The sequence below is a fragment of the Bacillus sp. SIMBA_074 genome, from assembly GCF_046534555.1.
In the GTDB taxonomy this organism is placed as follows: Bacteria; Bacillota; Bacilli; order Bacillales; family Bacillaceae_G; genus Bacillus_A; species Bacillus_A mycoides.
The window spans coordinates 1-13351 of sequence record NZ_JAWRYM010000028.1 but is presented as its reverse complement, the minus strand read 5'-3'; the positions used below and the strand labels follow the sequence as shown (position 1 = coordinate 13351).

The window sequence follows — 13351 nt, the reverse complement described above, 5'->3', positions numbered from 1 at the left end:
AATTATCTCTTAAATCCACCTTCTGAATGAATAACTTGCCCTGTAATCCATTCGGCTTCTTCGCTCACTAAAAACTTAATAAGTCTTGCTGCATCCTTTGGCTCACCAATTCTGCCGAAAGGAAACATCGGTCTTAATCCTTGCTTTATCTCCTCAGTCATCCATCCTGTACTAGTTGGACCTGGATTAATTGCATTCACTGTTATCCCTAAATGGGCCACTTCCGCTGACAACGTACTAGTAAGAGCGTCAATTGCTCCCTTCGTTGTTGCATACGCTAATTCTCCTGCCATAGGTCCTTTAAATTGTCCCGACGTCATATTCACAATTCTACCACCAGATTTCTTATCAAAACCTTGGGCAAATTGACTACTTAACAATGTAGTCGCACGAACATTTACCATGTAGTGCTTATCTAGTTCTTCAGCAGTCAAATTAGAGAAATCATTATTTGTAGAATATGCTGCATTATTAATTAATATATGAGGGTACCCTAATTGTTCAGTAACTTTATTTATAAGCTGATTTGATGCATCATTCTGAGTTAGATCTAACTCCATGCTCGATACTTTGACACCGTTTTGTATCAACTTTTCTTTTAATTGTATTTGTTCATTTTTATCAACGCCCCAAGGCATCTCTTTATCGTATTCTGTCCAATACGTAAAAAATATATCGTATCCAGCCTCTGCTAACTCCGTGCAAATAGCTGCTCCTATACCGTCTAGACGACTAACACCTGTAACAACAGCTACTTTATTTTTCAATTGATTCATCATATACTCCTCCAAGTTTAAAGGACGCATATTTTATATAAGAGATATAAATTTCCCCACATAGGCATCTACCCTTACAAAGGGGATGTACAAGCTAAATATACAGTCCTTGAATGATTTACAGATAGCTAAATAAACCCTCACTTACGAGAGAAAAATTCATCTATCTAATTTCTAATCATTACAAGTTCATCCACATATCTACTCTTTGCCTCCTTTTGATATATCTCTATTATTAGTCTACCAAAATAGATGAAATGTTACAAAAAATAAAACAATTACTCCTAACCTATTTTTGTTCACATTTCCTCCATTGTGAATTTATTCACAATGAATATATAATAAACATGTAAATACAATACATTGGAGGGATTTCAATGGTTATCAATTTTTTAAGAACTGATAAACGCGCTACTTTCATATTATTATTTTTACGACTTTACATAGGATATGCATGGCTCACTGCTGGAATAGGAAAAGTTTTTGGACAGTCTTTTGATGCAAGTGGTTTTCTAAAAGGAGCTATCGCTCAGGCATCAGGTGATCACCCTGCAGTACAAGGTTGGTGGGCAGATTTTCTTCAACATTTTGTTCTTCCAAACGCAGACCTATTTAGCTTTTTAGTTCAATGGGGAGAAATTTTAGTAGGGCTAGGTTTGATTTTAGGTGGATTAACAAAAACAGCTGCATTTTTCGGCATCATAATGAACCTTTCATTTTTATTAAGCGGAACTGTTAGTGTAAACCCAAACCTACTTATTTTAACTATGTTCATTTTAGTTGCAGGACATAATGCTGGACGTATTGGATTAGATGGTTATGTTTTCCCAAAACTTTTCAAAAAAAATAACCGTGAAGCATATAAATTAAGTAAAACTGCATAAGAATAGTTCATCTTTTAAATATAAGCTAATAAGATACACGATCATTTTCTCACATAAAGTGAAACTTTAATCGGCCCGCACCAATCGGGCTTTTACGGGCAGCCCGACTCCCACCTAACTTCTTTGCTTCAGCCGAATTTTGAGGTGGGAGCTTTACTGCTCGCAAATAGCGGGATAAAACGAAACCGAAATCTACAATCAGATTTCGGTTTTTTGATATACAATAGATTACCTAAACTATTCACAATTGGATATAATACAAATTTATCTATAGATGTAATTTATATTTATATAAACGTTATAATTTACCTTATAACGTTGGGCTATCTGAAAACCTAATAATACGTATACTTGCAGATGAATCAGAAGCAAGCGCTACAATCACAAGCTAAATATGAAAACAGCCTTCCTTATGACGACTGTTTCATCCTTATATATCCTGTGAGAATATCCATTATAAAACCCTAAAATTTTTCATACTTTCCCCAAGAATATAGTGTGAAAACCACATCAAATTCTGCTTCATAATAGCCACATTAATTCCTGGCTGGTCAGGACTATATGCCATTCCTTTAAATATAATTAATTCTGTATCAACTTCCATATCCCTTAATCCTTGATATAGCTCATATGCGTTTAAAGTTGGAATTCTTGCATCCTTTTCGCCATGTTGGATTAAGGTGGGAGTACAGGCTGATTTAATATATGTCATTGGCGATGTTTTTGTATATATATCTGGATCATTCCATGGATTATTTCCTAAATACATTCTAATAAAGTAAGGGATATCTGTATTCACATAATGGGTACTCCAGTTAGTAATTCCACCTCCAACTGAAATAGCTTTAAATCTATTACTAAATGTAGAACAGAAAGCTGATATATATCCCCCGTTGCTCCATCCCATAACTCCTACTCTATCTTTATCTGCAATCCCTTCTTCAACTAGTTTATCCACTCCAGATATAACATCATCGTAGTCAGCAATTCCCTGTTTTCTATAGTTGGCTTTTAAGAACTCATTACCGTAACCAGAACTTCCTCTGTAGTTTGGCTCTAAAACTATAAAGCCTTTTTCGATAAACTGTTCAATAGGATATTTCTTATTAAAACAGTCTGAAAATATCGGAAAGGATGCCCAAGCCGGACCACCATGGATTACTACTAATAAGGGATATTTTTTATTTGCGTTAAACTCTACTGGGGTTGATAAAACACCCTCTATTTCAAGACCATCACTACTTTGCCATGAGATTATTTCCCTGTTACTTTTCAGCTTCCCTTTAAAAAAGCTATTTTCATCCGTTATTTTTTTATCGTCTAAATAGATTTCAAAGGTTTCATTTGTTATAGCCTTACTATAGGATATATGACGTCCATCCCTTGTTATAGAAGCATCCATTATAAAGCCATCTACTTTGTCACTTAACATTTCCACTGTGCCATCCTCACATAGCAATCCAATACGATAGTTAGTTTTATCCTGCCATCTAATTAAAATCCCCTTATCTGTCCACTGTAATGGCATAACCGTACTATCAAAGTTTGTTAGAGGCTGAATTACCTCTCCAGTATTCATATCATATATCTCTAATGTACTTTCTTGTATATGGTTTCTATAGTAATCTTTCTCCCTTATGCTTGCTGAGTAACATATTTTGCTGCCCTCAGGAGAAAAGCAAACGCTCCCGCCCAACAACTTATCTACATTCATCTTTTGTAGTTCCTCAGCTTCAACATCTAATATGTATAGATCACCATTCATATGATCGTTTAGGCTTGGTGTAGCCATAAATACAACCTTTGTCCCATCATTTGAAATATCAAAGTTATGTATATAAAAATCCTTACCCTCCGTTAATTGATAAACACCGCTAATTTCTCGTTCCCCTTTATCATTTTGTATCACTTTTTCTATTTCAATGTAGTATAAACAATTATTCTGGTGTTCCTTACCTATATGTTGAAAATCTCCATATAGTTCCTTACGTTTCTTTATCTCCTCGCATTCTTTTGACTGCGCAACATAATAAAAACCTTTACCAGCAGGTTCCCTTTTGAATGTATTAACTCCTTCCTTCTCATCCGTAATTTGAACCTTACTACCACCATCTATTGACTTAACAAAGATCTGATTTGTATTAGCTCCGTCACCGCCTGGACTAAGGTATGCAATAGTCTTAGAATCTGGAGACCATAATGGATGTGTACTATCTATATCCCCATCTGTTAGTGGGTAACTCTGCTCTTTATCCTTTTCATATATCCATACATAATTTCTATACGTATTGTCTTCCCAGTTAGCTGTCTTTTTTACAAATGCTACATTTTTGCCATCGTCACTTATGTTTGTACTTGATAAGGTTGGTAATGAAATAATCTCTTCTATACTTAAATATGTTTTTTCTTTCACCTTCATTAATAAACCCCCTCGTAATGTCTAGTAATCTAATTTGTTCAATAAAGTGAAACTTTAATCAGTGTTTTTTTCCATCAACGAATATCCGGAATAACAACAGAAAATTCAGTTAAATAAAAGTAGTTCCGTCCCAAATCCGATAAAACCTCATGTTGTCTGCCGGTTTTTATACTTTTTAAATCCCACTGACCGATCTAATGAGGGATCATCTTGAATTTCAAGACAAGGCTGATAATCTCTCCCACTGCCAGTTCCTTGCCCCTCTTTAATCCACTTATCGATTTTAGATGTTCTTTTTTTTCGACACAAAAATGCCCCTTTAGATAATCATATCCAAAGGGGCAAAGCTTCACAACTTTTTTATAAACGTCGTGACTTTATTTTAAATTTATAATAATCTAGTTACTCTACCAATCTCCTACTCAACAGTAACAGATTTAGCTAAGTTACGTGGCTTATCAACGTCACATTCGCGGTGAAGCGCTGCGTAGTATGAGATAAGTTGGAATGGAATAACTGCTACTAGCGGTGCTAGTGCTTCGTGTACAGCTGGTAATACGAAGCTGTCACCTTCCATTTCTAAGCCTTTCATTGAGATGATACATGGGTTAGCTCCGCGTGCTACTACTTCTTTCACGTTACCACGAATTCCAAGGTTTACGTGCTCTTGTGTAGCAAGTGCGATAACTGGTGTACCGTTTTCGATTAAGGCAATTGTACCGTGTTTTAATTCTCCTCCAGCAAATCCTTCTGCTTGGATGTAAGAGATTTCTTTTAGTTTTAACGCACCTTCTAAACCTACGAAGAAGTCTACGCTACGTCCGATGAAGAAGCAGTTACGCGTTGTTGCTAAAAATTGTTTTGCTAATGCATCCATCTCTTCTTTTTGATCACAAAGTACTACCATTGCATTTGCTACAAGTCCTAATTCATGTGTTAAATCAAAATCAAGAACCTCACCTTTCGCTTTTGCAATGTCAGCCGCTAAGATTGAAAGTACTGCAAGCTGTGCTGTGTATGCTTTCGTCGATGCAACTGCGATTTCTGGTCCTGCATATAAAGGAAGTGTATAATCAGCTTCACGAGAAAGCGTAGAACCAGGTACGTTTGTAATTGTTAATGCTTTATGACCCATTTCATTTGTTTGCACAAGTACTGCACGGCTATCAGCTGTTTCACCACTTTGTGAAATGTAAATGAAGAATGGTCTTTCTGTTAATAATGGCATGTTGTAAGAGAATTCACTTGCTACATGTACTTCAACTGGTACTTTCGCAAATTTCTCAATGAATTGCTTTCCAACAAGACCTGCATGATAACTTGTTCCACATGCAATGATGTAAATGCGATCGCTATCTAAAATTGCGTTACGGATATCTTGATCTAATTCAATTTCGCCATTTTCATCTTGGTACTTTTGAATAATATTACGGATTACAAGTGGTTGCTCGTCGATTTCTTTTAGCATGAAATGAGGATACGTTCCTTTTTCAATATCACTTGCGTCTAATTCCGCTGTAAACGGTGCACGTTCAATCGTTTCACCTTGTAAGTTTTTAATTGTAATGCTTTCTTTTGTTACGATTACCATTTCTTTATCCATTAACTCGATAAATTGATCTGTAACTTGTAACATCGCCATAGCGTCGCTTGCAATAACATTAAAGTTATCACCAGCACCTACTAATAGCGGGCTTTTGTTTTTAGCAACATAAATCATGTTTGGATTTTCAGCATCAAGTAGTCCGATTGCGTAAGAACCATGTAAAAGAGATAACGTTTGACGGAACGCGTCTTCTACACTTAGTCCTGTACTTACTTGTTGTTCCATAAGTTGCACGATAATTTCTGTATCTGTTTCACTTACGAACGTTACATCTTGTAAATATTCCTTTTTCACTAACTCATAGTTTTCAATTACACCGTTATGAACTAGTGTAAAGCGTTTTGATGTACTTTGATGCGGATGCGCGTTTAGTTTGCTTGGAACACCGTGTGTAGCCCAGCGTGTGTGACCGATTCCCACGCTTGCTGCCACATTCTCTTCTACGACTTCGCGAAGTTTTGCAATACGGCCTTTTTCTTTGTATACAATAACACCGTTCTCTGCTTGTACTGCAATACCTGCTGAATCATATCCGCGATATTCTAGCTTTTCTAAACCTTTTAATAAAATTTCCTTTGCATCTTGCTCTCCAATAAATCCTACGATTCCACACATGTTTAGTCGCCGTTACAAATGCTTACACTGCTCTGCGAACATGTAACGACATAGTCCGATACCATTTTTATTTATACTAAAAAACGGATTACATATTGCTAGCCCTGTAAGCTTGTAACGGCTTTCACCTTCCTCTCGATTGGGTTAAAGTCCGTATATACTTATACAGCTAGTATTCATCCGTTCCTTTTCTCTCATCACACTTTCACCTTTGTCCACTAAGTCACCTTAATGTTTTAAGTAAAAGATTGCGGTTGTGATGAACAACCGGGAGTCATCCGCCGAAATCTCGATAAACTCCACCTCGTCAACTACACTACTTGTAGTTCTGGCGCTTTTATAATTTACAATATTTCCTTTGAGAAAAAGAACAAGACCATCGTATAACAAACAATATAAATCGTCAATGAAATTTTTTTCATTGTCTATAAAACATATGAAAAAGGAGCACTTTTTGTGCTCCTTTTAAATAAAATCGGCTAATTATTCAACGCCAACTTCAGCTTTCACAACTTCTACAATACGATGTACATACCCATCACAAATTTCTTGTGTCGGTGCTTCTGCCATTACACGAATAAGTGGTTCTGTTCCAGATGGACGAACAAGAATACGACCGTCTCCGTTCATTTCTTCCTCTACAACACGAATAATTTCTTTAATTTTCTCATTTTCTAGTGCTAGTTTCTTATCTGTTACACGAACATTTACTAGTAATTGTGGGAATTTTGTCATCTCGCCTGCAAGCTCAGATAATGGTTTTTTCGTCATTTTCATGATATTTACAAGTTGAAGTGCACTTAACATTCCATCACCAGTTGTAATGTAATCAAGTAAGATAATATGACCTGATTGTTCTCCGCCCAGGTTATATCCACCACGTTTCATCTCTTCCATTACGTAGCGATCACCAACTGCTGTTTTATCACTTGTAATACCGTTTGCTTCAAGCGCTTTGTAGAAACCTAAGTTACTCATAACTGTTGAAACAACTGTATTATGTTTCAATTGACCAGTTTCTTTCATATACTTCGCGCAAATAAACATAATTTGATCGCCATCAACGATGCTTCCTTTTTCGTCTACTGCGATTAAACGGTCTCCATCACCATCAAAAGCAAGACCAATGTCAGCACCTTTTTCTTTTACTAATTCAGCTAACACTTCTGGATGCGTAGAACCTACTCCAGCGTTAATATTCATACCGTTCGGTGAAGTTCCCATTGTTGAAATATCAGCTTCTAAATCTGCAAATAAATATGGAGCTAAAGAAGATGTAGCACCATGTGCACAATCTAAAGCAATATGTAAACCAGAGAAATCTTCCTCTACAGTTTGTTTAATGTATTGTAAATATTTTTGTCCACCTTCAAAGTAATCACTCACTTGTCCAAGGTTAGTACCTGTTGGACGTGGTAGCTCATCAACTTCTTTGTCTAATAACGCTTCAATTTCTGCTTCTTGCTCATCTGTTAATTTAAATCCATCTGAACCGAAGAACTTAATTCCATTATCTTGTACTGGGTTATGAGATGCAGAGATCATAACACCTGCTTGCGCCCCTAAAGCTTTTGTTAAATAAGCCACACCTGGTGTAGAAATAACACCAAGGCGCATTACTTCCGCTCCAGTTGATAATAGGCCTGCTACTAAAGCTCCTTCTAGCATATGTCCAGATACACGTGTATCACGGCCAATAATTACTTTTGGACGATCTGTATCTTTTGTTAATACATAGCCGCCAAAACGTCCTATTTTAAAAGCTAATTCAGGTGTTAATTCCTTATTTGCAACCCCACGTACTCCGTCTGTACCAAAATATTTACCCATTATTATTCGCTCCTTTTTCGTGCTCTTTTTGATTATCTACTGTTGGTTCTTGGCTCGTTTCTTGGCCATTTTCTTTTTCTTTCTCTTTTTCTTTTTCTTTTTCTTTGTCTTTATCTTTTTCCTGATCCTTTTCTGGATCTGGTTCAGGATTTTTTGGTTTTTCAGTTTGATTTTCTTGATTGTTTTTTGAATCTGGTTGTTCAATATTACCTTGTACTTCTTTATCCGGCTTTTCTTTCTTCACAATTGTGACTTTAGCACTTTTTTGTTTTGCTTCTATCGAAATATTACCAGGACCGCTCACTTGAATAGAAACATCATTCGTCCCCGGAGATACATTTTGCAGATTAATCGAAGCTGTTATTTGAGCAGCTGTTATTTTATCTACTATACTTGCTTCTCCTGAAATATCAACGCTTATCTTTCCATCTTGTGGCGAAAGTAGCTGAGCAGTAACATCATTCGGAATTCCATTTTTTTGAATCGGGATACCGTCAATAGTTTTACTTTTCGTTTGTTTTACCTTTTGTACCCCTACGGAAACCTTCACTTGATTTGGTTTTGCACTTGTTACACCTTTTGGCAATAAAACAGAGGCATCGAATGTTGTAGAATCCGTCAATTGACTAAGATCTACCTCGACCCCCTCTATAGATTGTATATTATCCAAAATGTCTTTTGGACCTGCTATCGTTACTTCTCTCGGCTCAACGCTAATATTTGTAACAGTCAATCCTTCTGGCAAATTCCCCTTTTTCGTATACGTCACAGGAACAGTTTTTTCAGTATTATTGGCCGTAGCTTGCGTCGCCACATTCAATGTTACACTAATTTTAGATGGACTCGTTCTTACATTTAAACGTTTTCCTTCTTTATTGTATAATGTAACTTCGGCTGTTTTTGTAACAGTTTTATTAACACCTTTTAAATCAATATACGCCTTAGCAGATGAAATACTTTCGATTTCTTCTTTCGTCCCAACTACCTCAACAGTATCAGGTTTAATGTTTGATTTTTCGAGAGTAGCACCCGCTGGCATCTGATCCTCATTTGATAATTTTAAGTCTACATGAACATATTTTCTCGCTTTTTCATGAAGAGTAACTTTGATTGTTGCTGGTTGGACTGTTCCTTTCACATCATCTGGAAGCCCATTCGCTTTTAAAGAAACTTCATAAGTTCCTTTTTGACTATCTCGCAAATCAACTGATATATCAAATTGTTTTTTTGCTTTTGCTGTAGCAACTGCTGATTTTGGACCTTCCAACTTCACCTTAACTCCACCTGATGGAATACCACTTACAATATATTTCTCTTCATCATACTTCAGGGTAATAGGATAATCAGTTAATGTTTCTTTCGTTTCATTTACGAAAGGTAATATACTCGATGTCGTATTTTTTTCAGTTAAAGTTGCTGACATGAAAAGCATACACGCCAATAGTAATGAGATTCCTTTTAAAAACCAATGATTCTCCATTAACTTATCCATGACGCTTTCTCCTCCAATTCCATAAAGACGAAGAAGTCGTTTTTTCGTTCCCACTAAATTCTGCTAACAACATGTCCTTCAGCTGTTCTGTCTTCAAATCACGATGTAACTTACCGTTTTTCGTTAAAGAAATTTGGCCTGTTTCTTCCGACACAACTACTGTAATACTATCAGTGACTTCACTAACTCCCATTGCAGCGCGATGCCTAGTTCCTAACTCCTTAGAAATAAATGGGCTTTCTGATAACGGAAGGTAACATGCTGCTGCTTTAATTGTACTTCCCTGCATAATTACTGCTCCATCATGAAGAGGGGTATTAGGGATAAAAATATTAATGAGTAATTCCGATGATACATTTGCATTTAGCGGAATACCCGTTTCTACATAATCATCCATCCCAGTCTCTTTTGACAAAGTAATTAGTGCACCAATTCTACGTTTTCCCATATATTCCGTTGCTTTAGCTATCGCTGTTGCAACAATTTCAGGTTCATCTTCCCCCTGATTTCCCACACGCGAAAATAAGCTACCGCGTCCTAGCTGCTCAAGTGCTCTTCTCAATTCTGGCTGGAAGATAATAATAACGGCTAAAAATCCCCACGTTAATACTTGTTCCGTTAGCCAATATAGCGTATGCAATTCAAGTAAAATACTAATCATCCGGACGACAATAATAACTGTAATACCTTTTAAAAGTTGCACAGCCTTCGTGCCCCGAATTATAAGAATTAGCTTATATATAATAAACCATACAACAGCAATATCTAATGCCGTACTAAGATATTTCAAAATGGTCGTATCTTCAAAAGGCATGCTAACCCTTCCTCCTACTTACGAGCAATTCTATCCATATATTGAAATATTATTTTATGCTCTATCTGTATGTATTTCCAACAACTAGTTAATTATACCATACATGAACCAAACGACAATTACAAACGCCCCCCTTTAGCTTAAATTGGTAAGATGTCAAACTTTCTTATCCTACAGTATAATATAAGTCATTATTATACGCCTATTTTCAAATAAAAAAAGCAACTTCTCAGTTGCTTTTCTTACATTTATTTTAGTTTTTCACCGAACAAAGAACCCATTAAAGCAACCGCTGTTGTTGCTGTTCTGTTTCTCTCATCTAAAATTGTATTTACTTCAACAAATTCAGCAGATGTAACAATATCAGCTTCTGCTAACATCTCCATCGCTAAGTGGCTTTCACGATACGATAAACCACCAATTACAGGTGTTCCAACTCCTGGTGCGTCATGAGGATCAAGACCATCTAAATCTAATGATAAATGAACACCGTCAGTATGAGATAAATACGCAATTGTTTCTTCCATAACAGCCGTCATACCCATACGATCAATTTCATGCATTGAGAATACTTTAATGCCTTCTTCACGAATAAAGTCCTTTTCTCCTTCATCTAATGCACGTGCACCTATAATTACAACGTTCTCTTTTTTTACTTTCGGGTATGCCCCGTATAAATCTACAAGTGAAGAATGTCCATAACCTAAACTTGCAGCAAGTGACATACCGTGAATATTTCCAGATGGTGATGTTTCTTCTGTATTTAAATCACCGTGTGCATCATACCAAATAACACCTAAATTTTTATAATGTTTCGCCACACCAGCTAGCGTACCGATAGCAATACTATGATCACCGCCTAATACAAGTGGAAAACGACCCTCTTCTATAATATGATCAACCTTAGTCGCTAGTTCATTACATACAGTTGCAACTTGAGTAAGGTTTCGTAACTTTGTATTTTCATCTACTTCTTTTTCTCTCTCTATACATATATCTCCCATATCTTTTACGTCATATCCAATTTGTTCAATTCTTTCAACTACCCCTGCATAACGGATCGCGCTTGGTCCCATATCAACCCCGCGACGCATCTGTCCTAAATCCATTGGAACTCCAATAACTGAGATTTCTTTTTTCATAGATAGTATCCCCCTTTTATGCCTTCACTAAATATTTTAAATCTTTTATATAGTCTGACTCAACTCGACATTTTTCTGCATGGTTATACATTTTATTCACTTATATTTACGTTGGACTCCCGATTTTTAAACTATTCTATGTATAAAGTTAACTTAATGAACCAACTAACTTTTCTATCAGCTAATATTTTTATCCGTGCCTTTCTCCATCAATACCTAGAATTACACAAAATATCCTCAAATAACTGAATTTAAAAAACACTTCTACACTTAGAAGCGTTTTTCTGATGCTAGTTTCCACACTGCTGCAATATTTCTCGCTGTCATTTCTATATTCTCTTCTGCCCTTTTATATGCCTCTTCTAATGTCATTGGACTTGCTGTAATACTAAATACTGCATCAATTCCCTTTTCATAAACAATTGTATAGTTCGGAGATACAGATCCACCAATAGCAATTACAGGAATATGACGGCATTTCGCCCGCTTCGCGACACCAACAGGAGCTTTTCCATAAGCTGTTTGTTCATCTATCCTTCCCTCACCAGTTACAATAAGATCGGCACCCTCTATACACTTATCAAAATTTGTATAATCTAATACAATTTCAATCCCTTTTCTTAGCTGTCCCTTTAGTACTGCAACGACAGCGGCTCCCATTCCTCCAGCTGCCCCTGCACCAGGTATTAGGGACACATCAAAAGATACGTACTGTTTAAGTATATTAGCATAATGTTTTAAATTCCCGTCTAGCTCTTTCATCATCTCTACATTCGCACCCTTTTGTCTCCCAAATACAAAAGACGCTCCCTTTGGTCCAACTAATGGATTGTCGACATCACATGCTGCTTCTAGCTTTATATCCTTCAAACGTGTATCCATACGAGAAAGGTTAAGAGCAGTAATCAAATGTAATGTTCCTCCAGAGGGCTCAATTACTTCACCTTTCCTATTAATAAACTCTACGCCTAAAGCAGACAACATACCTGCCCCACCATCATTTGTAGCACTTCCTCCAAGCCCTAAAATAATGTGTTTAGCTCCTTGATCTAATGCATGTAATATCAGTTCACCTGTCCCTTTTGTCGTTGTAATAAGTGGGTTTCTCTTTTCAATTGGAACGTGTTGTAATCCTGATGCTGCCGCCATTTCAATAAATGCTGTCTCCTTATCCTTAGACATACCATAATAGGCTTGCACACTCTCCCCAAGCGGCCCTGTCACATTAAGTGATATAATTCCCCCCATTGTAGCACCAACAAGAGATTCGACCGTTCCTTCACCTCCATCTCCAATTGGTACTTTAACGTACTCTGCTTTAGGAAAAACTGCTGCAAAGCCCCTTTCAATAGCTTCACATACCTCTATAGCTTTCAGGCTTTCTTTATATGAATCCGATGCAATGACAACTTTCATAATTATCCCCCCTTATTCAATCCCTTTTTTTCATTTTAAACGATATACGGAAAAGTTTCCTTTTTGAGTGGAATTTAAACACAAAAAAAGCTTACATCATTTGATGTAAGCTTTTCCTATTTATATGGAGCCTAGCGGGATCGAACCGCTGACCTCCTGCGTGCAAGGCAGGCGCTCTCCCAGCTGAGCTAAGGCCCCTTAGTAATTAAGCGGAAGACGGGATTCGAACCCGCGACCCCAACCTTGGCAAGGTTGTATTCTACCACTGAACTACTTCCGCGAAAATGGTGAGCCATGAAGGATTCGAACCTTCGACCCTCTGATTAAAAGTCAGATGCTCTACCAACTGAGCTAATG

The 13351-nt window shown here is 36.8% G+C and carries 9 protein-coding genes, 2 tRNA genes and 2 pseudogenes; 1 reads left to right on the top strand and 12 read right to left on the bottom strand.

Annotated elements, in window-relative coordinates:
• Positions 1-2 precede the first annotated feature (2 nt).
• Positions 3-779 (bottom strand): SDR family oxidoreductase, encoded by a 777-nt coding sequence (locus tag SB773_RS23115; protein WP_002124715.1) that lies wholly within the window; start codon positions 777-779, stop codon positions 3-5.
• 374 nt (positions 780-1153) lie between these two features.
• Between SB773_RS23115 and SB773_RS23110 the strand changes: the two genes are divergently transcribed.
• Positions 1154-1660: a DoxX family membrane protein gene (locus SB773_RS23110; RefSeq protein ID WP_410592397.1), complete on the top strand. Its 507-nt coding sequence runs from the start codon at positions 1154-1156 to the stop codon at positions 1658-1660.
• Positions 1661-2114: 454 nt separating this feature from the next.
• Here SB773_RS23110 and SB773_RS23105 read toward each other — a convergent pair whose 3' ends face one another.
• From SB773_RS23105 to SB773_RS23055, 11 genes and pseudogenes are all read right to left on the bottom strand, one after another.
• On the bottom strand, positions 2115-4079 hold the full coding sequence (locus tag SB773_RS23105) for a S9 family peptidase (RefSeq protein WP_410592395.1): 1965 nt from the start codon (positions 4077-4079) through the stop codon (positions 2115-2117).
• Between the two features lie 77 nt (positions 4080-4156).
• Positions 4157-4388 (bottom strand): annotated as a pseudogene (locus tag SB773_RS23100) (TnsA endonuclease N-terminal domain-containing protein); the annotation flags it as partial.
• Between the two features lie 109 nt (positions 4389-4497).
• Entirely contained in the window at positions 4498-6300 is a 1803-nt protein-coding gene (gene glmS / locus SB773_RS23095) for a glutamine--fructose-6-phosphate transaminase (isomerizing) (protein WP_002009853.1), read from the bottom strand.
• Positions 6301-6312: 12 nt separating this feature from the next.
• Positions 6313-6498 (bottom strand): annotated as a pseudogene (locus tag SB773_RS23090) (hypothetical protein).
• Between the two features lie 285 nt (positions 6499-6783).
• Positions 6784-8130 carry a phosphoglucosamine mutase gene (gene glmM / locus SB773_RS23085; RefSeq protein WP_410592393.1) on the bottom strand — a complete coding sequence of 449 codons (1347 nt, stop codon included), beginning with the start codon at positions 8128-8130 and terminating at the stop codon, positions 6784-6786.
• Positions 8123-9622: a CdaR family protein gene (locus SB773_RS23080; RefSeq protein WP_410592391.1), complete on the bottom strand. Its 1500-nt coding sequence runs from the start codon at positions 9620-9622 to the stop codon at positions 8123-8125. Before SB773_RS23080 ends, glmM begins: the two co-directional genes overlap by 8 nt.
• The gene (gene cdaA / locus SB773_RS23075) at positions 9615-10436 is read right to left on the bottom strand and encodes a diadenylate cyclase CdaA (RefSeq protein WP_002124707.1); all 822 of its coding nucleotides are present in this window, start codon (positions 10434-10436) and stop codon (positions 9615-9617) included. Before cdaA ends, SB773_RS23080 begins: the two co-directional genes overlap by 8 nt.
• Positions 10437-10684: 248 nt before the next feature.
• Entirely contained in the window at positions 10685-11578 is an 894-nt protein-coding gene (gene rocF / locus SB773_RS23070) for an arginase (protein WP_002029355.1), read from the bottom strand.
• 270 nt (positions 11579-11848) lie between these two features.
• Complete coding sequence (locus SB773_RS23065; RefSeq protein WP_002124706.1) at positions 11849-12994, bottom strand: glycerate kinase; 1146 nt, start codon at positions 12992-12994, stop codon at positions 11849-11851.
• A gap of 125 nt (positions 12995-13119) precedes the next feature.
• Positions 13120-13192 (bottom strand) — tRNA-Ala (locus SB773_RS23060).
• Between the two features lie 10 nt (positions 13193-13202).
• A tRNA-Gly gene (locus SB773_RS23055) sits at positions 13203-13274 on the bottom strand.
• Positions 13275-13351: the final 77 nt, after the last annotated feature.